The sequence below is a fragment of the Mastigocladopsis repens PCC 10914 genome, from assembly GCF_000315565.1.
Taxonomy (GTDB): Bacteria; Cyanobacteriota; Cyanobacteriia; order Cyanobacteriales; family Nostocaceae; genus Mastigocladopsis; species Mastigocladopsis repens.
Map to the genome: position 1 here is coordinate 6043503 of NZ_JH992901.1, position 26057 is coordinate 6069559.

A 26057-nucleotide genomic window follows, 5' to 3' on the forward strand; every position below is an offset into this window, starting at 1 on the left:
TCAACTGCCCTGCTGTTGAAGAAGCTCCGAGAGTTTGATGGTTTTATCCCTGCTGCCACTAGCAATCAGTTGTGCAACAGGGCTAACAGCAACGCCAGATACTGAGTCTACATGACCAGAAAGAGTAGCAACTTCTTCTTTTGTGCTCACCCTCCACAGCTTGAGTGTTTTGTCTCTACTGCCGGTCATCAACCTTTTCCCATCGGCACTGAAAGCCACTGTGACCACCGACCAGGAATTGCCTGAAAGAGTGCCAATGACCTGACCAGTGTTTACCTCCCACAATTTAAGAGTGTTATCACAGCAATTTATACCTCAATACAGTTCAGTTAAGGGTTACTTGTGATAATGACATATGTGTAGAGACGTTGCGCTGCAACGTCTCTACATAAGCAATTGCAATTCAAACATTATTCTTTAAAAACTATTAATTTATACTTATCTATTCGCTCTCATTTGACTTTAAACAACTTGCAAAAAAAATAGATATCTTATCATCAGTAGTAATGATAGTTATTATGAGGGTGAGGCTACCAACGGCAGCCTCTCGCCTTTAGGTCATCAAAAGTCATAACTTGTAGGTAGGGCGTATACCCTACCTAAACGCATCTATACCATACCGCCAGCAGCTTGAAAACGGGCGCGGGCACGTTTGTAAGCCTGCTTTGCTTGGATTTGTGCTTGTCTGTCGTCTGGTTTGACCTGATTCAAACGAGTTTCTGCTTCGTTCAAAGCAGCACGGGCTTCCTCTAGGTTAATTTTGTCACCACGCTCTGCACCGTTTACCAGAATTGTGACTTCATCTTGTTCGACTTCGGCAAAGCCACCCGATAAGGCAATAGCCACCCAATCCTGATTTTTACTAGAACGTACTCGCATCACACCCGTGTCTAGGGCAGTTAATAGTGGTGCGTGTCCGCTGAGGATGCCTAGCTGACCAGTGGTGCTGGGCAAAACGATTTCTTCAGCTGGCGCATCCCATACTGTTTTATCTGGGGAAATTACACGAACAGTTAATGTCATTTGTTTTATGTTTTTCGGTAGTTGTTAGTGGTTAGTAGTTAGTGGCTAGTTGGTATTACCACTAACTACTAACCACTAACCATTAACTAATTACCCTTTGAGTTTTTCGGCTTTGGCGATCGCTTCTTGAATACTACCAACCATGTAGAAAGCCTGCTCTGGCAGATCATCCAATTCACCAGACAGAATCATGTTGAAGCCTTTGATCGTATCTTCCAGCTTCACATACTTACCAGGAGAACCGGTGAACACTTCTGCCACAAAGAACGGCTGGGACAGGAAACGCTCGACTTTGCGCGCACGCGCCACGATGAGACGGTCTTCTTCAGACAATTCATCCAAACCGAGAATGGCGATGATGTCCTGAAGCTCCTTGTAACGCTGGAGAGTTGATTGTACTGCACGGGCTGTGTTGTAGTGTTCGCCACCAACAATGTTGGGCTGCAACATTGTGGAAGTGGAACCAAGAGGATCTACCGCTGGATAGATCCCCTTGGAAGCCAAACCCCTAGACAGTACCGTTGTTCCATCCAAGTGAGCGAAGGTGGTAGCTGGTGCGGGGTCGGTCAAGTCGTCAGCAGGTACGTATACCGCTTGAATTGAGGTAATTGACCCTTCGTTGGTGGAGGTGATGCGCTCTTGCAATGCACCTACGTCAGTTCCCAATGTTGGCTGATATCCTACCGCAGAAGGCATTCGTCCCAACAGAGCTGACACTTCCGAACCTGCTTGCACAAACCGGAAGATGTTGTCAATAAACAGCAGCACGTCCTGCTTGTTCACATCGCGGAAGTATTCTGCCATTGTCAGTGCCGAAAGACCAACCCGCATTCTCGCTCCGGGTGGCTCGTTCATCTGACCGTATACTAGGGCAATCTTTGACTCATTGAGGTTATCTTTATTGATTACCCCAGATTCAATCATTTCGTTATAAAGGTCATTGCCCTCACGGGTGCGCTCACCCACTCCACCGAACACTGACACTCCACCGTGTTCTGTAGCGATGTTGTTAATTAACTCCATCATAATGACGGTCTTGCCTACACCAGCACCGCCAAATAGACCAATCTTACCACCGCGTCGATAGGGAGTCAGCAGGTCAACAACTTTAATCCCGGTCTCAAACACGGAGGGTTTGGTTTCCAATTCCGTGAATTTGGGAGCATCGCGGTGGATTGGAAATTTTTCCTCAGAATTGACAGGTCCCCTATTGTCTACGGGTTCGCCGAGGACGTTGAAAATCCGACCTAGCGTGGCTTTACCAACTGGCACACTGATGGGAGCGCCAGTATCAACTACTTCCATTCCACGTACTAAGCCATCGGTAGAACTCATGGCAACAGTTCTGACTTGGTTGTCACCTAGCAGCTGCTGCACTTCGCAAGTAACTGAGACTTCTTGTCCGGCTTCGTTAGTGCCTTTGATGGTCAAAGCGTTGTAGATTGGCGGCATTTTACCGCCGGAGAACTTAACATCTACAACCGGACCAATGACTTGAGTAATGTAACCAATGTTTGTTTTTTCTGCTGTGGTGACCATGCTGAGCCTATTGATTGAAGCTATGTTTCAGATAGGGTCTTCAGAGACTTTATCTTTTGCAATGTCATCTTCAAGAGTAGCACTGAACGATCCCCTCTATATCAGCTTAAATTTCTCCTTAAGAATCAACCTGTGGAGTGGTAAACAGGTTATGCTGTGTTTTGTGAGTGAAAAGGTCAAAATGAAAAAATGCCGTGTCTGGCGATGGCAGACACAGCAGTTACAAAAGTAGGTTAGGAAGCAATTACAAAAGTCTGGCTAGCAACCCATTTACGCCTTAGCCGTAGCTTTCTGTTGCTGTTTGCGCTTCAAAAGTGAAGTTGCGCCGAAAGCACCTACTGCTAAAATACCCAACATGGAACCAGGTTCAGGGACGGAGGCGAGTTTAACGTTGTCAACCAATAGCGCAGAGTGAACTTTAGTATCATTCACATTTGCAACTCCCACTCCCAAAATGTATTCTCCGCTTGTCTGGATAATGTATTCAAAAGTGTTAAATCCAGTCTCTGCCCGAAAATCTGCATCAGATAAAGAAAATGTTGAAAATTTGGTGTCAGCTAATTCGGACACTATACCAAGTGAGACAAAGCCGAAATCGGTATAATCCACGCCTGCTTGCCCTGTGCGCCCCTCATCTGTGAGGAAATTCCAATCAAAAGTTAACTTCTGTCCAGCAGTTGCGCTAAACGTTTGTTTGATGGCGGAACCATTCTGAACATTTTTATTTGCAATACCATTCAGGCTTCCCGTTGCTAACCCTAAGAAGCTTTCTATTTCTGAGGCAGCAACTGCGGGTTTTGCAGTTAATGTTAAAGCTTGCTGACTTCCCTCGGTTGGACCACTGCCAAAAGCTGACGTTTCGATTTTGGTGTTACCTTTAACTTCCCATCCATTAAAACCGTTTACAGGGTCTTCAAAACCACCGTTAGTAATTCCAGCGGCAAGGGATGGTGCAGCACTGAAAAGAGTTGAAAAACCAATTAAGCTAACAACACTTGCTGCCACTGAACGCATGACAAGATTAGAGATCACCATAAAACTTGTTTCTCAAAAAAAGGTGTGCATTGTAGTTGAAATACTTCTAAATGCGTACGCAAACATCTGAGCGAGATTGCATAGAACGCCACTCATGCAACAGCGAATAAGTTAATCTGTTACAACGAATCGCAGATAGAAGTTTTGTTAAAAATGACTGAAGCTTTTAATTTCGCTGTCGTCTTTTAGAGATTGGCGAAGCTTTCATCTAATGTTTTCCTCGCCCTTGTATCTATAAGCTTATTGTCGAATTTATTTAAGCGCCATAGTTTATACTCTTGTTCATACAAGAATCACATTCCAACAAAGATTAAAAATACACCACAACTTAGCTGCAGCAAAGATTTCAGGCAAAATACAAAACTATTTTTGAATAAAATTTTATAAACTTACTTAGTTTCTTTAATACTTGTTTATTTATTTTGCGTGAATATACGTAATAGTGTTTTTTTTATTTTTGCCCTGCAAGCCGGAACAAACCGGAGTGATTAATGAAACCTTCTAACGCAGCGCAGTCTGAACCAAGTTGAATTTAGAATTTTCATTTTTTGAATTGCAGTAGCAAGTTTAAGATAGAAGTAGAAATAAGCCTCTTAAGCGCTCCAGTCTTTCTTGAACCTGTATTCAACAACATCTGCTTATGAACTTCTCGTCAGCGCGGCAATATTTTGACCAAGAAATCCAGCAGCCTGATGAGCGTATTGACTTAGCAAAGGCAGCTTTATACATTGCACAGGAAGAATACCCTAACCTTGATCAAGAAGAATACCTCAACGCCCTCGATACAATGGCACTGGAGCTACAAGAACGCTTGCCATCCCAAAGGTATCCCTTGCGAGTTATTCAAGATATCAATCGGTATCTCTATGATGACTTGGGATATGGTGGAAATAAGGCAGATTACTATGACCCCCGCAACAGCTTTTTAAATGATGTCATTGACCGTCGAGTGGGAATTCCTATTACCTTGGCGATAGTTTACCTGGAGGTTGCCCGAAGAATAGACTTTCCTATGGTAGGGGTGGGAATGCCAGGACATTTCCTAATTCGCCCTGAGATTGCGGATATGGATATTTTCATTGATGCGTTCAATGGCGGCGAGATCATGTTTCCACAAGATTGCCAAGAACGGTTAAGTCAAATTTATCGACAACCCGTGCAACTACGACCGGAATTTTTAGCAACAGTGAGTAAAAGGCAAATTTTGGCACGTATCTTGGCGAATCTGAAATATATTTACCTAAATCAACAGGAATTGGACAAAGCTCTAGCAGCCGTTGAACGGATTTTACTGTTGTTTCCTGGGGCGTCAATAGAATTGCGCGATCGCGGTCTTTTGTGCTATGAGCTTGGTCGGTTTGTACAAGCTGCTAACGACTTGGAAACTTATCTAGCAAAGGCTCCTCATGCCCAAGATGCTGCTTTGATTCGCCAGATCCTAACTCTGCTTGGGAGGACTAGCGAACAGTAATGAGTTAGGAAAAAGCACGAGATCACTCGTAAACCAGAACTCTTAATGACTCAACAGCTTATGATCGCAACCCTTGCTGTATTTCCTCGGCGACGCGCTTGAGACGACGCAGTTGAGCTTGCATGTCTTCTTTTGTCCAATTTTGAGCAAAGGTTTTGAAACCCCAACTTACTAGGGGGTTGGGAATCTCGAATTCAAAGCGGTTAACAAGGCGTGTTCCTTTGTCTAGCGGTTGACACTCCCAAGCGTCGCGTCCTTTAAAAAAACCCTGGAACTCCCATACAACTAAACCCGGCTGTCTTTCTACGACTGTGCTATCCAATGTAGGTTTTACGACTGGTATTTGAATCACAAACCGACTTTTACTACCGACATCAGTACTCCATGTGCCTACAGGTTCGCAACGTAACACGGGGTTAAGCCAGCGATGCATTAAAGCCTGTTCGGTAATGCAGCGCTCCACTACCGTAGCTGTAGCATTAATTTGAATCGATTGTTCAAAGACTTGAGACATTCCACATTTTTGTTGCTATGGCTGCACCTAGAATAACGCAAAATCTTTCACTATAAGCGGATTTCAATAATACGACATCTAGCTTGAGAGTCGAATTTTATATATTAGGAATAATCCATTGTTTTAAAGCCATTTCTTTATAAAACGAAATAAGAAATAACAAGAAATAAGAAATAACAATGTAAAAAAATGACTCGTGTCTATAATGACTTTACTGGTAAATTTATAGACAAAACACTGGTAAACTTACCGCAATGTAGGATTATCAGGAAAATCCACATCAGAAGCATCTAAGGTGTTTTCTGCCATAACACTCAACTTTAATTCTGAACAACCATGAATACAACATGGCAAGGAATATCCCAGGTGATAGAAGTTGGTTTGTCAATGAGGATGCAGCAATTTTTGGCACAATCACCAACGTTGCCATCGGAACAACCCGATGCCATCAATTATCTGCAAGGAAGTTTGCAACAGGTGGTTCAGTTCATGCCCCGTTTGCTGGGAGCAGTGCTAATTTTGTTAATTGGCTGGCTGATTGCGGCGGTAGCAGCAGCAGTGACACGCTCCCTCCTCAATCGTACCAATATCGATAACCGCATTGCCTCAGGGATAACAGGTGGTGGGGATCTTCCCCAGGTGGAGAAAATTATCTCCAACTTAGTCTTTTGGGGCATCCTACTTTTAACAATTGTTGCCGTTTTAGATACGCTACAACTTAGGGTAGCTTCTCAGCCGCTGAATAGTTTTCTCAATCAAATTGGTGACTTCTTACCCAGATTTGTGGGTGCAGCGCTTATCCTAGGAATCGCCTGGTTAGTGGCTACCTTGGTCAAGCTGATAACGGTACGCGGACTGCAAGCATTGCGGTTAGATGAGCGATTAAATCCACCACAAGACGCTCCCAGCCTCAATCAGCTATCTCTGAGTGAGACGATTGGCAATGCTCTGTACTGGTTTATCTTTTTAGTCTTTCTCATCCCGTTGCTTGATAGCTTAGGGTTAACACAGGCATTAGAACCAGTACAAATTCTGGTCACGCAAATTATCTCAATTGTGCCAAACATCCTAGGTGCGGCGTTAATTGCGGCAGTTGGCTGGTTTGTGGCTAACGTAGTGCGTCGAATTGTCACGAACTTACTGGCAACAACGGGAATTGACCAATTGGGAAGTCGCTTTGGATTAAGTACCACTACAGGGACGCAATCTCTTTCGACAATTATCGGCACAATTGTCTATGTCTTGATTTTGATTCCTGTCGCAATAGCGGCACTTAATCAGCTGCAAATCGAGGCAATTTCCGTGCCAGCGATCGCGATGCTGCAACAGATTCTTAATACACTGCCTGCAATCTTCACAGCACTGGCAATTTTGATAATTGCCTATTTCGTCGGGCACTTTGTGGCGGATCTTGTGACCAGTATCCTTACAAGTATCGGCTTTAACAATATTTTCTCGGTTTTGGGTCTGCCATCACCCACAAGACGAGTCGTCATTCCGCAAGAACCAACAGCACCTACAGTATCAACCCGTACCCCATCGGAAATTGTCGGCATTATCGTCCTCGTCGGGATTATGCTGTTTGCAACTTTGGCGGCGGTGAATATCTTGAATATTCCGGCGCTGACAGCTTTGGTAGCTGGTATTGTGGTAGTCTTAGGGCGGATTTTGGCAGGATTAGCCGTATTTGCCGTTGGTTTGTTTTTAGCAAATCTGGCTTTTAACATCATTACCAGTTCCGGCGACCGCCAAGCAAGAATTTTGGGACAGATCGCACGCATTGCTATTATTGCCCTTGTATCAGCAATGGCACTGCAACAAATTGGTATTGCCAGTGATATTGTAAATTTAGCTTTTGGGCTTTTACTAGGGGCGATCGCAGTTGCTATTGCCTTGGCATTTGGTTTAGGGACTCGCGATATTGCCAGAACACAAGTCCAAGAATGGCTTGACTCTTTCAAAGGAAAAAGTTAAGTCAACCGCAGGCGTTGAAGACGGATGATACTCATTAAATTTGCATCATGACTCGTGAGGGTCATCAAGAGTCAAGAGTCAAGAGTAGCTTTGAACTTAAGGACTCTTGACTCTTGGTTGCCTAAACGACAAAAGCGAAAAAAGCGTTGTGCCTGTCCCTCCGGAGTTTTCAGCCTGCCATCCTTATAAAACTGTTTTTCAATAAAAACGTTTGGGAAATTTCCCTTGAGTGGGTTGTAGTTAGCATTGAGACTAAGACTGGGCTGAACATGAACTGTAAGACCATGAGTAGGGGAGGACAGCGCCTTGGAGGCAACAGTCCGTTGGGGTTTCCCCGAGTGTGCATTCCTTGCGTCGGGCTTCCCTCCTATTGGCGTCTGTCCGTAAAATCTGAAAGGGCAGGTTCAGCCTAACAATCTCCGACTAGAAGTTGGGATGTCAAAGAGTTTAGTTGTAACTCACCTACTTTATGCTTAATCAAAATCATCTAAATGCCCTAGCTACCAAAAATTGGTTCAAAAAGTTGGCTTGCGCTGTAGGAATTGCTGGTTTTAGTACCTTTATCAGTTTTCCTGTCTTAGCCAAATTCTATCCTCCCAGAGCTCTTTTTCAGCCTTCTGCTCATCGCAGCTATCCCTATCGTAACTCTGAAAAAAACATTGCTGATACCCTTGCCCAGAATAGTAAATTTGTCAATCTTTTTGATGAATTGAAACAAGCAGGTCTTCTTGAAACTCTAAAGCAACCTGGTTATTTCACAATTTTTGCTCCAACTGATGATGCTTTTAATGCTTTACCTAAAGATGTCTTCAAGCGATATAGCCAACCGCAAAATCGGCTTAGAGTGCTAAAGTATCATTTGGTTTCTGGTGAAATTACTGCTAAAGACGCTAAAGACCTAAATGGTAGGGCAATCACAACTGTTGAAGGGAACCAGATCAACATATCTATTGACTCTGAAGGCACAGTCAAGCTAAATAATGCTAGCGGCAAGCATCCCTCTACCAAAACAAAGAATGGCGTGATTATTGAAATTGACAAGGTGCTTCTACCTCCTGGGTTTTAGCACTTTTAATGTAGGGTGGGCTATAGCTGGCGAAGAGCACACCCTACGCTAATATGCCATTTTTTCTTTTTCTTGTTTCCATGTTCAGCGTGGGAATTCATGTTGTAGGCGGTGGCGGCGCTGATTTATTGCCAATTTCCTACCAGAACAAACGGTGCCCAATAATGGGGATGCTTGTACTGCTGATTTGTCGTCAGAGCCAGTTGTGCTTGACGCAGTGCTTCTGCTTTATTCACCTTTGTCTTCTTAGCTTGCTCTAACTGATGATAAAATTCACCCATAATTTGAGCGGTACTTTTATCCTCTACTGCCCACAGTGTCGCCAGTGTACTACGAGCTCCAGCCCGCACCGCTATTCCAGCCAGTCCTAAAGCAGCCCGATTGTCTCCACTGGCTGTCTCACAAGCACTAAGAACCAATAATTCGATTGGTCTACCTTGGTACTGGGTGTTGTCTCGCAGCAAGTCACTCAACTGTTTAACATTGATGCGGCTATCCCAAGAAAGGATAAACGTATCCTCAACTCTGGAGCTAAACTGACCATGAGTTGCTAAATGGACTATAGGAGGAACACGAGAAGCAAGAATCTCTTTTTTGATCTCAGTGCTCGTAAATTTATCGTTGAGGAGTTCCCGAGATGAGACTCCAAATTTCTCGATTTGTTCGAGTTCAAGTTCTACGTTACTGAGTGGTCTAAAACCCTCATGTGCTGGAAAGTCATCGCGGATTTTGCTGAGTCCTGCTGTTAAGGCTTTTAAACCAACCTCTGCAATCGGTTTTGGGTTGACTAGCTGCAAACCAGGGGTTAAGGCAATGGCATACTTTTCTAATAGATACTGCTTGCCATCGTGAAGGATAGCCATAGGGATATTCCGCAAGTCCCCATCTAGGACAAAAGCCAGGGTCTTGACTTTACTATTTGCTAACTCCGATTCTAGTGGTTGAATCAACCAGTCATACATCTGTTTGTATATGGGCAAAAAGTCCTTGACTTCACTGACAGGAGCTATGAGAGAACGCCGCACGTTTGTCACAGTTTCCTCAAGTTCTTCCTGAGAAATTGGGGTTGTATGAAGGCTTGGAGGTTGATTTGGTAGGCTAAGAAGAACCTGTAAGCGATCTGGCAAAACAATTGTATAAATAACTGCTGCGGTCTGATCTATTTCATCAATCTGTTTGGGATTTGCCTCTACACAGGCTTCTCGGAAAAAGTTGTTCAGTTCCGCTAATTGCAGAGATTCTATCACGCTACGAGCTTGAATAAGCCGTTGTTGGCTTTCCTCATTTTTTCCAGCTTTTTTTAAGGAATCTGCATCTTTTAAGTCTAACTCGACCAGCTGTCGATAAACTGGTTCGACACTGTCCCGAAAAGAAAACTGTACCTCTGGGTTGATTGCCACTAATTCGCTGCGTAACGACTGAAGGGCATTATAAGCCTTGGTGTAAGCGGCGATCGCATCTTGAGTATCTCCTTGCTCTCTACGTATTCGTCCCAGCTGCCAGAAAAACTGGTAGGCTATGTCTGGTGTTGAAAAATTTGAAGCAATACCCAGAGCCTGTTTTGTCAATTCTTCTGCTTGGGATAAATTTTGCATAGATCCTTTGAGTTCATACAGTCCGCCACGATTTCCCAAAGCATGAGCCTCGGCTCTTGTATCTCCCAAACTTCTAGCTTGTTCTGCTGCTTTAGCTAAGATCCGATCAATCTCGTTGAAAGTTGGAAGTTGGGTATGAGCCTTTAGTTTGAAGTTCTCTTTTTGAGCTAATTTGACTAAACTTTGGGCAAAATTGATTTGGAGGTACACTCCTGTGTGACTGGAAGACAAGTGACTCAGTTGAGAATTGAGCGTTCTCCATAATTCTTCTGCTTCGCTTAATCTCTGGAGTTTCAGCAACAGGCTTAGTTGATTCAGTTGTGCTTGCTGTCGCATAGTTGTCGATGGTGACAGCTTTATGACCTGGCTATAAAAGTCTAAAGCTTTTTGTTCATAATCCTCTCGTTTACGGCGAACCCTTTCTACTTCAGCTAAGTTAGTTGTGGTGTTGCCTAAACTAAGATAGGCATCAGCTTGCCCTTCGGGAGAGTTTAATTTCTGAGCTAAGTTTAAACTTGTTTCTAAAATTAGTTGAGACTGCTCTAGCTGTCCTGTAGAACGCAGCAATTCCCCTAGGCTTCTCAATCCCATTACTGTGTGTAGAGAAGGAGATTTATCTGTAATGAATCGAAGCTTTTTCTTTAATTCATCTTGAGTTAATTGACCTAATTCTTGACAGTTTTTCCCCTCCAATTCTTTATTAAAAAGTTCTAATAAAGTATTACAAGCACGGGGATAAAGACCCAAATCTTGCATTGCTTGAGCCTGATTGATCTTGCTCTGTGATAATTTTTCCTGGTCATTAGTTTGGCTATAGATTTTAGTGGCTTGTTGCCAAGTATTTAGAGCATCTGCCGTTTGACCCAATTCTCTTTGCAAATTCCCCTGAATATCCAAACTTTGAGCGAGGATTTTTAATTGTTCATTTCCTTTTAATGGAATTTTCAAAAGTCCTAAACTGTCTTCAATCGCTTTTGTAGCCTTGTCCCACTGTCCCAGTTGTTGATAAGTCAAAGAGAGATTGCTCAACGCCATTGCCTGGTTTAATCTATCTCCTTGAGTCGCAAAAACAGCCGCTGTTTGTTCCCACGCTGTCGCTGCTTGTGCAAACTTTCCACTCTGATATAGTTTGACAGCCTTGTTTGCTAACTGTCCAGCATCTTGCTGAGATTGGACAATGGAGGTTGGTGAAGAAACTTTAGCAACAACAGGCGAGATTGCTGAGAGAATAAATAACAAAGCTGCGAGAAAAACGGATCGCCTCTTATATATTCTTTTGAAAAAATTCTGAATTTTCCTGAGTAGAAGTTTTTGAAATATCATAGTTAAACCCCCCTGTCAAGCTTTTATACTTGTTACTTATTTCCATCAGTCTGGGATAGATGCCTCAACGCGCAGCACAAATAGCAGGTGTTTGCTGCGAGCGTTGTGAAGTAGTGTTGGTGGGGACATAAGCTGTCAACACGACCTCACCTTTTTCATTAAAAATCCATCCATGAGCGGGTACTATCTTTTTGACACTGGGACTGGTAGATAGTTGATTGACAGTTGCACTTATTGAATTGAGCGTACTAGCGACAGGTTTGACTAAATCAACGCGTACATTGTCACTGCTGAGGAGTTGATTGGGATTAGATGGTAATCCACCACGTCCAGTGATGACGAAGCTGCTACCTACACCTCTGTGACAGGGATTTTGGGCAATCTGTTGTGTCGGGTCTATGACAGTCTCTGGTAATTCAATTAACCCCTGATTGGGGTTAATATCGGGTGTATTAATACTCACCGTACCTGCAACGCCAAATTGAGAGCTAGCATCAATGTCGTTAGTTCTGTTTCCGGGAATTGCTTGACCTTCAGTCATCCCAAAAATAGCTTGAGTTATGACTTGAATATTGCCTCCTTGACCAGCAGAAGCATTGGCAATGATGTCATTATTCTCTTTGGGGAAAGCGACGATGAACCCATCAGGAGCATTAATGGTAATATTACCTCCATTGGCATTGCTGCTAGCTTTAGCAGAGATTAAGTTATTCTCACCTCTGAAAATTAAATCCCGTACCTGCAAAAAGATATTACCACCTGGGGATTTGCTGAAAGTTTCTGCCTCTAATTTGGCTCCATCGGATATATGTAAAGTAGCAGTAGTAATATTGATATCACCACCTTGTCCCTGAGCTCTGTCGTCACTGCTTGTCTGCAAGGTTGTTTGTTTTGCCTCTTGACGACGGCGGTTGGTCTGGCTCGAAAATTTATCTTTGCCTGATATTTCGACAAAATCTGAAGCAATAATTGCAATATTACCAGGGTTACCAGCATTATTTGATTTTGTTGTCACAAATGACTTGTCAGTTATTGAAATAGACCGCCCAATGATTTGAATTTTACCAGCATTGCCTCTTGCAGGGTTTTGGCGGTTGAGACCTCTGACTTCAGCAGAAAGAGTACTGGTTTGCAAAGACACAGAACCTTGAGATTCCAGGGTAAGATTTCCAGAATTGCCACCATTAAAGCTGACGGCATTAATACCACTATTGTTTGTTAAAGAGATAGACTCATTGCCTTTGAGTGAAATGTCACCGGCTTTGCTATCTTGACTGAAGGTACTGCTGACAAGATAAGCATTTGATAAAGAGATTGATTTATCGGCTTGCAGCGAGATACTACCACCCCCTTTTCCACCACGGGCGTTGTAGATGGAAATCACCTTATTCTCAATGTCTCTACCTCGCCCAATAAGAGAGATTGAACCACTAGCAGTTAGTGAGATATTTCCGCTGCGTCCTCTACCAATCCTGGAACTGTTGTCACTACTGTAATTACTCGCATCTAGTGCAGGCTTATCATCAAGTGTCACATTACGACCTGGAAGTTGATAAGCAGGATTATCTATGAAAATATCACCAGCTTGAATGTTGATGTCACCTGCATCGCCATTCCCCAAAGTGCGGGTACGAAGTATTCCGCCATTGATATCCACTGTTGTCGCTTTGACATCAATATTACCAGCTTTACCTGTTGCCCTTGTATTAATAACATTATTAACCCGGCTGTCCTGATTGACTTTGAGCGTTCCTGTGAGATCGAGATTCACGTCACCAGGCTGTTGGCTATCTGCCGTTAACCCTTGAGCAATGCCAGCAGAAATGCTACTTTGTCCAGAAATATCTAAATTGCCGGCGGTGACCACCACATTGCCCGCGCCTCTACCAGTAACATCCACCTTGGCTGCATTTCCTAGTGATACATCTGCCCTCTGTAGATTATCTGGATAATTTAAGTTAATATTATTACTTGTATTCAAAAGTCCAACTGTTCCCGTTCCTGCGACTCCTGCCAACTCGATACGACCATTGAAAGCCTGCAAGGAACCACCATCTAAGTTCACATCACCGCCTACTAGTGTTAAGGAGTTCCCTGAAGCAACCTCCAGATTAGCAGATTGAGTCGTAATGGTTCCGGGATTGTCCCGAAACCGCAATCCAATAGGAATATTCACGGTTAACAGTGGTGGTGCTTGCGGATTGGTAGCGCTAAACTCAAACCCATTGTCAAACAATAGACTGTTTGCTGTACTTGCCAAAAATGAACCACCAATGTTCAAGCTGGCATTTGGTCCAAAGATAATACCTGCCGGATTGAGTAAAAACAAGTTGGCTGTGCCATTGGCTTTAATCAAACCATCAATACTAGAAACCGAACCACCTGTGACTCGGCTGATAATATTTTGTATATCAGTTGCATTGTTGAACACAGCCGAACCACCTGTGGGTACAGAAAATTCTTTGAAGCTATGAAAAAGGTTTCCTCCCCTTGTTGTGCCATCATTGATGTTGAAATTGCTGCCATCAGGAGTGGTAACGGTTGTAGAGACAGTTCCATCACCAGAAATTTGCGCTTTGAGGTGAGTGATAGGCGCAAGACTTCCTAAAGTGCATAGGGGTAAGGTTATTAAAAATAGGGATCGGCAACCCTGTTTCATTATCAACTCCTCATTTAAAATTGTTTTTCTCAGAGAATTCCTAAAAAGGACTGTAATTAACTGAAAAATAAAAACCCTTCTCTTGCAAAGTGCGATCGCTGGAATCAACATCAGTCAGCCCTATACCATAGTCAAGGCGTGCTGTCAAGCCATCGCCCATCTGCCATTGCAAACCCAAGCCCACACTCACCAAAGTATTGGGGTCAAGATCGCTTGTATCAGAACTATTCCAGCCAATGCCAAAATCAACAAACGGCACGACCTGCAAAACTCCTTCTACCCTTTCTACCCGCACAACGGGCAACCTGACTTCCGCCGAAGCAAAAAAGCCATTATCAACCAACAGCTGATCTTGGCGATAACCCCGGACGCTTTGCAGACCTCCTAAGCTAAATTGCTCTAAAGGTACGAGTGCTCTTGTTGTAAACTGTAGGTCAGAACGTAATACGAGCAAGGTTTCCGGTGCCAAAAGTCGCACATACTGTCCTTGTCCCCGCCAGGAGAAAAATCGACTATCAGGCGGTTCGTTGTTGATAGTGGCATCAAACAACCCGACTCCGAGACTAAATTGAGAGCGAAGGGCAAGGACTTGTTGTGGACTCCGCTGTGTATATTCCTGAAAAAACCGCAGTGCTGATATGCGGGTTTCTCCGTTTTCGTCAGAGCCTGGAGAAAGTGCATAGTCCTCTCCTTGAAGTTTTGTCTTACTTTGCTGTCGAGAAAAAGTTAAACCCAGCGCCAATTCTCGAGTAGGAGATTGGATGATTGGTTGGCGAAAACCCACATCTATGTAAAAAGAGTCACCTGTAATATCGATGCGATCGAAGGGTGGTTCAATGACTGTCGTATCTGTAAATCCGCCTGCCAGGTTGAGTGTACCATTGCGCGGATTCAGCGGCACCGCGTAGTTGAGGTCAAGGGCATTACTCCCATCGGTATTCGTGTATGTTGCAGCAAAACTATCACCTATGCCAAATACATTGCCTTCGCTAATGCGGATACCCCGTCGGAAACTACCAACACTAGGAGCACGACCATTATCCACAAACAATTCTGTCCTAAAGGAGTCTGCTTCTACGACCCTGACTTCCAATAAACTCTGGTCTGAACGGGATCCTGCAGACAATTCGGCAGAAAGATTTTGAATCAAAGGGTTAAGTTGCAACAGTTGCAATGCTTCTAGTAGGCGATATCGGTTCAACGGTCTAGAGGTGCCAAGCTGTATCCGACTGCGTAAGTAGTTTGGGTTCAACCGCCTCGTACCTGTCACCTTAATTTCTTCTAGTCCACCTTCAACAATCTGAACTTTGACGACTGCTCCCTGTTGAGGAAAGGTTTGGTTTGCAGGGATGAAAGCACCAGAATTGATATACCCAGCATCAGTGTAAAGCTTCGTCACAACAGCCTCAACTTGCAGCAATTCGGTAAAGGTGATTGGTCTGTTGGTGAATTGGGCAGTTACCTCGCTTAACTTTTGATCACTAAATACCTTTTCTGTGTTACCTTCAAACTCAAACTTTTTAACGCTGATAGTTCCAGGAGTATCTAGACGTGGTGCTGACGAGGGAGGTGTAGATGGAGGTAGATCAAGTGGAGTTTCTGGTGGTGGCTGCGGAGTTGGAATTGGTTGTGGTGGTGGTATTGGAGTAATGGGATTAGGAACCTGAGTAGGATTCTGAACCTGAGACAGAATAACAGTTGATGTTGTATTGCTATGAGTAAAAGTCAAAATCTGAAATTCAGCAAGAGGTAAAATTTTGGCATTGGAACTCTCATTAAGCAAGCTCTTTGCTGAAGCTTTATAATAAGAAAAACTGATAAAGATATTTATTACCAACGCAACAGCTAAACTGAGTTTTCCACACCCAAGCTGCCCGCCTTGATTCATATTATTTGCTCCTGACACCAAGCTTAGATAAAGTTTCTGTTGCTAATGTATCAGTGTAGAACTAAAATTTAAGATAATTAAAATTAATTTTTAATGAGTTAAAATTTATTTACCTTCTTGACTCAGGTATAGGAAAATCAATTAAAATTCAAAATTATATACGTAATTTATTATCTAGCATATACTTTGAATTTTGTCTATCTATAGCAATCCTATTTGAGTTGTGAAATTGAGTTGTGAAATTGAGTTGTGAAATTTTTCGTGTTCGTGCCGCGTCTGGGACAGGAGAAGGTTGTCCTTAGTGAGCCAGTGCAGCCAAGTTGGAAACGAACTGTCACGGAGACTGGCGTAAGCGCAAAGCGTGCTGCAGGCATAGGCGCAGCCTCTGGGGAGGAGATACCCGTAAGCGCAGAGCGCACACTACGTGTTGGCGCAGCCTGTCCGCAGGACTTACGCCGTCAGGCGTGGCGTCAGTCATAGGGTCATTCACCATTTGTCATTAGTAGTTTCTCACAAATGATTTAGGACTGCTATAGTTTTGTTACTGAAGATTTCTTTAAACTCCAAAACTTAGTTATATGAAGACTGAAAAACAGAGAGAAAAACGACTAGGTGGACGTTACAAACTTATCAAAGAATTAGCTCGAGGAGGGTTTGGTATAACCTATCTGGCTGAAGATACTTTGTCATCCTATTCTCTTTGTGTGATTAAGAAACTAGACCCTCAGAATGCTGATATTGAAACAGCAAAAAAATTATTTCAAAGAGAGGCAAATACTCTTTTTCATTTGCAACAAAACCAGCAGATTCCAAAATATTTTAATTATTTTGAGGAAGTAGAAAATTATTATTTAGTTCAAGAATATATAGAAGGGCAAACTTTGTATCATCTGCTTGACAAGAGATGGACAAGGCAAACAGTTCTTTTATTTTTAAGAGAAATACTGACAATCTTGAAATATCTGCATAAAATAAATATTATTCATCGTGATATTAAACCTTCCAATGTGATGATAAGACAGGAAGATAAAAAATTTGTTTTGATTGATTTTGGTGCAGTCAAACAATTAGATTCTAGATATTCGTCTTCCCAGCAACATTTACATACTCAAACGATGATTGGTACTCCTGGATATGCTCCACAAGAACAATTGGCAGGAAAACCACATTATAATAGTGACATCTATGCTTTGGGTATGACCGCAATTCAACTCTTGACTGGAAAACACCCAAGAGATTTAAGACGTGATGAGAAAGACAAAATAATATGGTCTGAGGGAGTTGATATTGATGATTTGTTAGCTTCTATTTTAACAAAAATGGTTTACTCAAACTCCGAACATCGCTACCAGTCTGTAGACGATATTTTCAAAGATATAGATGAAATAACGGTAAACGACGATTTTGTCACGAATTGGAATGAATTGACAGCGGCAAGCGAAATTTGTGTGCCACAATTTTATCCAGTTACGAAAAGATCAGATGAATCTCAAATGTTGTTAAAGCTTAGGTCTGTTTCAATTGTTTTAGGAACAGTAGGATCTCTCATAGTTAGTACAGAATTGATTAACCCATTTTTCCGACCTTTATATCATCTCTATCAAGGTAATTATTTACTCAATCTACGTGAACCAGAAAAAGCTCTTGAAGAATTTCAAAACCTCATAGCAATCACACCAAATTCTGCTGAAGCCTGGGAAGGACGAGGAGATGCTCTTTTGAGCTTAGGACGCCTTTCGGGAGCCTTAGAGTCATATAATAAAGCATTGAGCCTCAAAACAGATGACGTTAGAACGCTGAATAATAAAGGGAAAGTTTTCTATAGATTATACAGATATAAAGAAGCCTTAGAAACTCACGAAAAGGTGCTTAAAGTAGATTTCAATAATGCTGATGCTTGGAGTGGTAAAGGTTTAGCTTATCTTGGCTTAAGACAATATAAAGAAGCATCAGAGTCCTTTGACAAACTGAAGCAAATTAGACCAGATATACCAAGTATTTGGTATGAAATTGGTTTGGCAACAGAACAGTTACAAGGATCACAAGCAGCCAGGGTATACTTTGAAGAAGCGCTAGGGGTTTATAACGATTTTCTTAAAAGAAATCCGAAAGACGTCATTGCTTGGACTGATCGAGGAAATGTCTTGCAAAAGTTGAATCGTCCTCAAAATGCACTCGATTCTTATCAAAAGGCACTTGAAATTGATAAAAATTTCTATGAAGCTTTAGTTGGTAAAGGCAATACACTTAATGTGATTGGCAACGCTCAAGAAGCTCTTCTAGCTTTTAATCAAGCCAGTGAAATTCGTCCGTATGATTATCAAGTTTGGTATAATCGTGGGATATTACTAGGACAACACTTCCAAAAGCATAAGGAAGCCTTACAATCATTTGACAAAGCAATTGAAAGAAGAAATGACTTCTATCCTGCTTGGCTAAATAAGGGATTAGCACTGTTAGAGCTAAAACGCTACAATGAGTCACTAACGGCATTAGACAAAGCCAAAGAGTTTGAACCAACAGACCCTTATGTTTGGGCTAACCGAGGGTCTGCCTTAGATAATTTAGGAAAAACAACAGAAGCACGCGACTCATACAATAAAGCGATTGAATTAGGATTTCCCCCTGAACAATTACGCGAACAATTAGAAAAAAATTAATCTAAAATCCCACCTAGACAAAAGTGGGATTCTTGGCTATATTACAGGGCACAGTCTATGGATAAAGACCGCGATCGCTCAGCGCCTGAGCAACACGACCGACACCTAACGTATAAGCTGCTAACCTCAAAGGAATTTGCCGTATCTTAGATTGTTGGATGACTTGGCGGTATGCCTGCACCATTAAGTATTCCAATTCCTTATTGACGCGCTCCTCATCCCAAAATACATAAGAAAGACCCTGCACCCATTCCAAATAACTCACGACGACACCGCCAGCATTTGCCAAAATATCAGGTAGCACCGTTACACCCCTCGCTTCTAACGCCTGGTTTGCCAGGAGAGTGACTGGACCATTAGCCGCCTCTGCTATAATTTGTGCTTGCACCTGATTCACATTTTCTTCAGTTATCTGGTTTTCTAAAGCTGCGGGAATTAAGACATCACAGGGCAAAGTTAGTAAATCTGCATTGCTTATTGGCACTGCTTGCGGGAAACCAAAAACACTCTTGCGGTTCTGAGCTGCATAAGCTTTCAACGCTGGGATATCTAGACCAGCTTCTGAAAAGACTCCCCCAGAACCGGTAGAGACAGCTATGACTTTCGCCCCAGCTTCGTGTAGCAACAAAGCCGCTGCACTCCCCACATTCCCGAAACCTTGGATGGCTATTCTCGCTCCCACGAGTGACTGACCTTTGTCTGCCAGTGCCTCGCGGACAATGAACATGACACCACGTCCGGTTGCCATTTCCCTTCCCCGCGAACCACCTACGGAAATGGGCTTACCAGTCACAACTCCAGGGACGGCGTGACCAACATTAACAGAATATGTGTCCATCATCCAAGCCATTTCACGGGCTGAAGTTCCCATATCTGGTGCTGGGATGTCTACGGCAGGACCGATATCTTTAATCAACTCGCTGGTGTACCGACGAGTGATTCTTTCGAGTTCACCAACGCTGTAGTATTTTGGGTCTAAAGCAATACCTCCTTTAGCACCACCGTAGGGAATACCTAGAAGCGCACATTTCCAGGTCATAAGCATTGCCAGGGCTGACACTTCCCGCAACGTCACGGCTGGATGGTAACGAATGCCACCTTTGTAGGGACCTAAAATATCGCAGTGCTGCACCCGATGTCCAGCCAGAACCTGCACTTGAGAGTTATCTCGTTTCACAGGAATGGAAACCGTGACGACCTTGCGCGGGTGACTAAGTACCTCCAAAATACCTTGGTCTAGCTTTAATTCTTTTGCCGCCTGTTCTAGATAGCTACAGGCTTGGTCATATGGGCAAATATGCGCGGGGGTTGGAGCCTCCAGCGGCAATAGAGACGATGAAAGCATAAGATTTTTTTTGATTCGCGGTATCTCTGCTAAGACGATGAAATGATAGAGCTTTTCCGATTCGCGGTATCTTAACGAACTGGATGTGTATGCCTAGCGTAGCCTTTTTTCGCGAAAAAATAGTATTTTTGTAAATTTCGTTACATTTTTTTGTAGCAGTCTCTTGTAAAGAAGTTCACTATGGAGATGAGCATCATGTCAAGCTGTCGGTTTTGTGTTCTGTGAGGCACAGCTGCAATGACAACTACCCATACAGAGCGATCGCGCTGCCTTTTCTTGGATAATTCTGGATATGGACTTGTATATTTATATGGCAAGTTAAATGGCGAGCAGGACTAAGGAGTGAAGATGTCATCTCAGGATTCCAATCGTACAAGCTCGAAACAAAGCTTGGAAAAACTGATCGAAACACTCGAACTGTCCGATTTGCAAAAGCAGTTTTTGCGATCGCGCTGGCTGGAACAAGTATCGTGGATGGGGGGACGGGCTAGAAATGCTCGGAATTGGTATTACAGATTGCGACTCACAGCAATCATCGGCGGCATTATTGTTCCTATATTGGTAGGTTTAAATATTAGTGATAAAAACGTTGCTTCATCTGTTCGCTGGTTCACAATTGGTCTAAGTGGAGTGGTTGCGATCAGTTCTGCTGTGGAAGAGTTTTTTCACTATGGCGATCGCTGGCGGCATTATCGACACACGGCTGAATCCCTCAAAACTCAGGGCTGGCAATTCTCCCAATTAAGCGGACTCTATAATGGTTATAAGAGTCATCAAGAAGCTTTTCCTAATTTTGCTACCCAAATTGAAGATATCCTCCAGCGTGATGTCGATGTATATGTCACCGAAGTTGTGTACAAGAAGGAAAAGCAAAACCAAGAGGGTGAGCAGGAGTTAATCAAAGGAATTATTCCTCAATCACCCACAGATAACAAAGCTTCCGAGAAAAATATTTCATAGTAAAAATTTTAATATTTTATTATCATTCGTGAAAAAGATTGAATATTTTCTTGGCTTCTTGAAAAAGCAAGCAGCTATTTTGCTTGCGGAAAACACCAAAATGAATACGCGAATTACTGAAATGAGAAAGCATTTAGGCAAATTAAGAAAGCAATCAGCCATTTTGCTTGCGGAAAATACCAAAATGAATACGTGAATTACTGAAATGAGAAAACATTTAGGCAAATTGAAAAAGCAAACAGCTATTTTGCTTGCGGAAAACACCAAAATGAATACGTGAATTACTGAAATGAGAAAACATTTAGGCAAATTAAGAAAGCAATCAGCCATTTTGCTTGCGGAAAATACCAAAATGAATACGTGAATTACTGAAATGAGAAAGCATTTAGGCAAATTGAGGAAGCAAACAGCCATTTTGCTTGCGGAAAACACCAAAATGAATACGTGAATTACTGAAATGAGAAAACATTTAGGCAAATTGAAAAAGCAAACAGCTATTTTGCTTGCGGAAAACACCAAAATGAATACGTGAATTACTGAAATGAGAAAACATTTAGGCAAATTGAAAAAGCAATCAGCTATTTTGCTTGCGGAAAACACCAAAATGAATACGTGAATTACTGAAATGAGAAAACATTTAGGCAAATTGAAAAAGCAATCAGCTATTTTGCTTGCGGAAAACACCAAAATGAATACGTGAATTACTGAAATGAGAAAGCATTCTGGCAAATTGAGAAAGCAAACAGCCATTTTGTTGTTCGTTTTACTTTAACGCTAGCAATACGCCTTTAGGGGTCTGCGCTCCGCGCAATCGCTTGGCTTTTAAGACAATTGCTACAAAAATTTTATTTTTACTTTATAAAAGACTTCTTAGCGTCTTGGCGGTTGTTTCATTATCACAACTCACCTAGCATGACTATATAAGTCTTTTATTTTGATAATCTTGCCTGCCTATTTTGGGTTAGAGGTCGAGAAAGTGATGGGTTTTGAAGATGACATTTTTATAAGTTACGCCCACATTGATAACCACCCGCTCACTGAGGGGCAAGAAGGATGGATTTCGGACTTGCATCGCGCCTTGGGAATCCGTTTGGCACAACTACGGGGAGAAACACCAAAGATTTGGCGAGATTTAAAACTGCAAGGCAATGATTATTTCGGTGACACGATTGTAGAACGATTCCCCAAGGTGGCGTTGCTGGTTTCTGTCCTCTCACCTCGCTATGTGAAATCCGATTGGTGTGTCAAAGAATTGAAAGAATTTTATAAAGCTGCTGCAACCACAGGTGGCGTTCGTGTTGCTGATAAATCGCGGATTTTTAAGGTTATCAAAACCCCAGTTGAACGAAAGCAGCATCCTCAGGAAGTGCAAGAACTTTTGGGCTATGAGTTTTATCAGTTCGATCAGTCTGGGCGTCCAATTGAATTCAGTAAAATATTTGGTGTGGAAGCTGAACGCAATTATTGGACTAAAGTCAACGATTTGGCTTATGACATGAAACAGATGCTGGATAAGTTTTCCAGTAATAGCAACGGTGCGGTTGAACAAACTCCCATTGCACCCACCGAAACCACTATTTATCTAGCAGAAACGACTTTCGATCTTGTAGAAGAACGTAACAAAGTCAAGCGGGAGTTGCAGCAGCGGGGTTATAGTGTTTTGCCAGAACAATCCCTACCTCCTTATTATCCTGATTTTGAACAGGTGGTGCGTGAGAATTTAGAGCGCTGCAAACTTTCCATCCATTTGGTTGGTGCTAGGTATGGTATGGTGCCGGAAGGCGCAGAGCGATCGCTTGTTGTTTTACAAAATGAACTCGCGGTTCAACACAGTCAAAACTCTCCTGATTTTTTGCGCTTAGTTTGGATGCCAGTGGGATTACAGCCACAAGAACCGCGTCAGAAAGAATTTATCACATCTTTGCAAAGTGATGCTGATCTGTTTCAGACAAGCTTGGAAGAATTCAAGACTATTATTAAAGATAAACTTAATCCTACGCCGCAGCCGACGAAAGATATTATTGCAGAAGATGGACCTTTGCGAGTTTACTTGATATGTGACCAGCGTGACAGAGAGGCGATCGCTCCTTTCGATGACTATCTCTACGACCAAGGATTTGAAGTGATATTGCCTTTGTTTGAGGGAGACGAAGCGCAGGTGCGTCAGTATCATCAAGAGCAACTACAAGTGTGTGATGTGGTGATTATCTACTGCGGTGATGTGAATGAACCGTGGGTGCGGACAAAGCTGGGAGATTTACGAAAAGTTTATGGTTATGGTCGCTCAAAACCCATGCTGGCGAAAGGTATCTTCATGGGTGAACCGCATACAGAACAAAAGCGGCGGTGGTGTCGCACTCGCGAAGCACAGTTAATTCAAAGTGTCAATGATTTAGAATTATTCGTAGCCCAACACATCCGGGGAGGGCAACGGTGATGGTTAGTACCCAAACTCGCCTGAATCCTTTTCCGGGGTTGCGACCTTTTGAAGCGCACGAAAATGACGTGTTTTTTGGGCGGGAAGGGCAAACGGATGAGTTACTCCGCAGGCTGCGCCGTCATCGGTTTTTAGCAGTTGTCGGCACATCGGGAAGCGGCAAATCTTCGCTGGTTCGGGCGGGGCTACTGCCTGCGCTGTACAGTGGATTCATGACCAAAGCTGGCTCAAGTTGGCGGGTGGCAATCATGCGTCCGGGGAATGACCCCATCGCGAATTTGGCACAGGCGCTGAATCATCCAGATGTCTTTGGTTTAGATACAGAAGATGCCCCGATTCAAACAATTATTACTGAAACAGTTCTGCGACGCGGTGCTTTGGGACTGGTCGAAGTTGTGCAGCAGGCGAGAAGAACGAGTTATGAAAACTTGCTGATTGTGGTTGACCAGTTTGAGGAGTTGTTTCGCTTCAAACAAAACTCGCCCAGGAAGGATTCTGGAGATGAAGCCGCAGCATTTGTCAAGCTACTTTTGGAAGCAACTCAGCAGCAGGAGTTGCCCATTTATGTTGTGCTGACAATGCGTTCCGACTTTTTGGGGGACTGCGCCCAATTCCGGGATTTGCCGGAAGCGATGAATGACAGTCAGTACTTGATTCCCCGCTTAACCCGTGACCAATTGCAAGCAGCAATTACAGGTCCCGTTGGCGTTGGCGAAGCCCAAATGACACCACGCTTAGTGAATCGGCTGCTGAATGATGTGGGCGATAAGCCAGACCAGTTGCCGATTTTGCAACACGCGCTGATGCGGACTTGGAACTACCACAAAATTGGAGAACCAATTGACCTACACCATTATGAGGCAATTGGTGGGATGGACAAGGCGCTGTCGCAACACGCCGACGAAATTTACAACCAATTACCAGATGACCGTTGCCAAAAAATTGCGGAAAAACTGTTTAAATGTCTCACAGAGAAAGGTCCAGATGGTCGCGGGATTCGCCGCCCGACAAAAATAAGTGAAGTTTGTGCAGTTGCGGAAGCAACCGAAGCAGCAGTTATCGATATTGTCGAACAGTTCCGCGCCCCTGGTCGGTCATTTCTCATGCCGCCTGTGGGTGTAAAATTGGATGAAAATTCCGTACTGGATATTTCCCATGAAAGTTTCATGCGGGTTTGGCAGAAGTTAAAAGACTGGGTGGAAGAAGAAGCTCAATCGGCTCGGATTTATCGCCGTTTGGCGGAAACATCAGCACTGTACCAGGAAAAAGACGCTAAACTCCGCGATCCAGAACTGACAATTGCTTTGAATTGGCAAGAACGCAATAAACCTAATTCAGCTTGGGCTGGGCGTTATAACCCGCAGTTTGAGCAAGCAATGCAGTTTTTAGAGGAGAGTGCTAGAACTCGTGATGATGAGTTGGCTGAGAAAGAGCGACGCCAGAAGGAGGAACTGAGGCGACAAAGGGAGAAAATTGAACTTCAAAGAAAAGCTCTGATTGCTCTACTTGCTGCTTTTTTTGCTACCACTGGGCTAGGGCTGGTGGCTTTCTTTCAGTACCGCGAAGCTCAACAAAATGAAATCAAAGGTTTAATAGAAAAATCAGAGTTGCTTTTCTCCTCAGATCAAAAGTTCGATGCTTTGATGCAAAGTCTTAAAGCTACGATAAAACAGCAAAGAGTAGCTTGGTTGGGCATAGATGATTCCCAAATTCGGGAGCAGAGTATCGTGGCACTAAGACAAGCAGTTTATGAGGTGAATGAACGTAATCGTTTAGAAGGACATAGTACTGCGGTCCGGGGCGTTAGTTTCAGTCCAGATGGTAAGACGATTGCTTCTGTTAGTGCGGACAATACAGTGAAGTTGTGGAGCAGTGACGGGCGGTTGCTCAAAACCCTTAATGGTCATAGCGATATCGTCAATGGCCTCAGTTTCAGTCCCGACGGCAAGACAATTGCTTCGGCAAGTAGGGACAAGACGGTACGGTTGTGGAATCTGCAAGGGCAATTGCTCAAAACCCTTAATGGTCATAGCGATATCGTCAATGGCCTCAGTTTCAGTCCCGACGGCAAGACAATTGCTTCGGCAAGTAGGGACAAGACGGTACGGTTGTGGAATCTGCAAGGGCAATTGCTCAAAACCTTGAATGGTCATAGCGATCGGGTCTATGGCGTAGCTTTCAGTCCCGACGGCAAGACAATAGCTTCGGCAAGTGCGGACAACACGGTACGGTTGTGGAATCTGCAAGGGCAATTGCTCAAAACCTTAAGTGGTCATAGCTCTGCGGTCATTGGAGTCAGTTTCAGTCTCGACGGCAAGACAATTGCTTCGGCAAGTGCGGACAACACGGTACGGTTGTGGAACCTGCAAGGGCAATTGCTCAAAACCTTGAATGGTCATAGCGATGAGGTCAATGGTGTCAGTTTCAGTCCCGACGGCAAGACAATTGCTTCGGCAAGTGATGATAAGACGGTACGGTTGTGGAACCTGCAAGGGCAATTGCTCAAAACCTTGAATGGTCATAGTGATGCGGTCTTGGGCGTCAGTTTCAGTCCCGGCGGCAAGACAA

General features: G+C 43.4%; 17 protein-coding genes and 1 pseudogene (1 of these 18 only partly in view). 9 read left to right on the forward strand and 9 right to left on the reverse strand.

The window, feature by feature from the left end; translation table 11 throughout:
• The 4 genes and pseudogenes from MAS10914_RS0128930 to MAS10914_RS31315 form a co-directional block, all read right to left on the reverse strand.
• Positions 1-300: pseudogene (locus tag MAS10914_RS0128930) on the reverse strand (WD40 repeat domain-containing protein); the annotation flags it as partial.
• A 309-nt stretch (positions 301-609) separates the two neighbouring features.
• Complete coding sequence (gene atpC / locus MAS10914_RS0128935; RefSeq protein ID WP_017319444.1) at positions 610-1023, reverse strand: ATP synthase F1 subunit epsilon; 414 nt, start codon at positions 1021-1023, stop codon at positions 610-612.
• A gap of 90 nt (positions 1024-1113) precedes the next feature.
• Positions 1114-2562, reverse strand: coding sequence for a F0F1 ATP synthase subunit beta (gene atpD / locus MAS10914_RS0128940; RefSeq protein WP_017319445.1), 1449 nt, complete (start codon positions 2560-2562; stop codon positions 1114-1116).
• Positions 2563-2832: 270 nt separating this feature from the next.
• Positions 2833-3597: a PEP-CTERM sorting domain-containing protein gene (locus MAS10914_RS31315; RefSeq protein WP_017319447.1), complete on the reverse strand. Its 765-nt coding sequence runs from the start codon at positions 3595-3597 to the stop codon at positions 2833-2835.
• Positions 3598-4237: 640 nt separating this feature from the next.
• Here MAS10914_RS31315 and MAS10914_RS0128955 point away from each other — a divergent pair.
• Positions 4238-5068, forward strand: coding sequence for a SirB1 family protein (locus MAS10914_RS0128955; protein ID WP_017319448.1), 831 nt, complete (start codon positions 4238-4240; stop codon positions 5066-5068).
• A gap of 58 nt (positions 5069-5126) precedes the next feature.
• Here MAS10914_RS0128955 and MAS10914_RS0128960 read toward each other — a convergent pair whose 3' ends face one another.
• Positions 5127-5582, reverse strand: a complete 456-nt coding sequence (locus MAS10914_RS0128960; RefSeq protein WP_017319449.1) for an SRPBCC family protein — start codon at positions 5580-5582, stop codon at positions 5127-5129.
• A gap of 336 nt (positions 5583-5918) precedes the next feature.
• On the opposite strand from MAS10914_RS0128960, the gene MAS10914_RS0128965 reads away from it, so the two are divergent.
• On the forward strand, positions 5919-7556 hold the full coding sequence (locus MAS10914_RS0128965) for a mechanosensitive ion channel (protein ID WP_026082893.1): 1638 nt from the start codon (positions 5919-5921) through the stop codon (positions 7554-7556).
• A gap of 469 nt (positions 7557-8025) precedes the next feature.
• A complete protein-coding gene (locus MAS10914_RS0128970) occupies positions 8026-8622 on the forward strand; it encodes a fasciclin domain-containing protein (RefSeq protein ID WP_017319451.1) in 597 nt (198 codons plus the stop codon).
• 125 nt (positions 8623-8747) lie between these two features.
• On the opposite strand, the gene MAS10914_RS0128975 is transcribed toward MAS10914_RS0128970, so the two are convergent.
• The 3 genes from MAS10914_RS0128975 to MAS10914_RS0128985 form a co-directional block, all read right to left on the reverse strand.
• Positions 8748-11540 carry a CHAT domain-containing protein gene (locus MAS10914_RS0128975; protein ID WP_017319452.1) on the reverse strand — a complete coding sequence of 931 codons (2793 nt, stop codon included), beginning with the start codon at positions 11538-11540 and terminating at the stop codon, positions 8748-8750.
• Positions 11541-11604: 64 nt separating this feature from the next.
• On the reverse strand, positions 11605-14199 hold the full coding sequence (locus MAS10914_RS31320) for a two-partner secretion domain-containing protein (RefSeq protein WP_017319453.1): 2595 nt from the start codon (positions 14197-14199) through the stop codon (positions 11605-11607).
• A gap of 40 nt (positions 14200-14239) precedes the next feature.
• Entirely contained in the window at positions 14240-16087 is a 1848-nt protein-coding gene (locus MAS10914_RS0128985; RefSeq protein ID WP_017319454.1) for a ShlB/FhaC/HecB family hemolysin secretion/activation protein, read from the reverse strand.
• 249 nt (positions 16088-16336) lie between these two features.
• Between MAS10914_RS0128985 and MAS10914_RS31325 the strand changes: the two genes are divergently transcribed.
• On the forward strand, positions 16337-16567 hold the full coding sequence (locus MAS10914_RS31325; protein WP_017319455.1) for a hypothetical protein: 231 nt from the start codon (positions 16337-16339) through the stop codon (positions 16565-16567).
• Between the two features lie 98 nt (positions 16568-16665).
• Complete coding sequence (locus MAS10914_RS0128990; RefSeq protein ID WP_017319456.1) at positions 16666-18747, forward strand: serine/threonine-protein kinase; 2082 nt, start codon at positions 16666-16668, stop codon at positions 18745-18747.
• 55 nt (positions 18748-18802) lie between these two features.
• Here the strand turns inward: MAS10914_RS0128990 and MAS10914_RS0128995 are convergent, their stop codons facing one another.
• Positions 18803-20092 carry a Glu/Leu/Phe/Val family dehydrogenase gene (locus MAS10914_RS0128995; RefSeq protein WP_017319457.1) on the reverse strand — a complete coding sequence of 430 codons (1290 nt, stop codon included), beginning with the start codon at positions 20090-20092 and terminating at the stop codon, positions 18803-18805.
• Positions 20093-20440: 348 nt separating this feature from the next.
• Between MAS10914_RS0128995 and MAS10914_RS0129000 the strand changes: the two genes are divergently transcribed.
• The 4 genes from MAS10914_RS0129000 to MAS10914_RS0129015 form a co-directional block, all read left to right on the forward strand.
• A complete protein-coding gene (locus tag MAS10914_RS0129000; RefSeq protein WP_017319458.1) occupies positions 20441-21052 on the forward strand; it encodes a DUF4231 domain-containing protein in 612 nt (203 codons plus the stop codon).
• A gap of 28 nt (positions 21053-21080) precedes the next feature.
• Complete coding sequence (locus tag MAS10914_RS36050; RefSeq protein ID WP_232224254.1) at positions 21081-21248, forward strand: hypothetical protein; 168 nt, start codon at positions 21081-21083, stop codon at positions 21246-21248.
• Between the two features lie 783 nt (positions 21249-22031).
• On the forward strand, positions 22032-23489 hold the full coding sequence (locus MAS10914_RS0129010; protein WP_017319460.1) for a DUF4062 domain-containing protein: 1458 nt from the start codon (positions 22032-22034) through the stop codon (positions 23487-23489).
• Positions 23489-26057 carry the 5' portion of an nSTAND1 domain-containing NTPase gene (locus MAS10914_RS0129015; protein ID WP_017319461.1) on the forward strand. It continues 83 nt past the right edge of the window, so the window shows 2569 of its 2652 coding nt (coding positions 1-2569); the start codon lies at positions 23489-23491; its stop codon lies beyond the right edge, outside the window. The genes MAS10914_RS0129010 and MAS10914_RS0129015 overlap by 1 nt, the downstream gene beginning before the upstream one ends.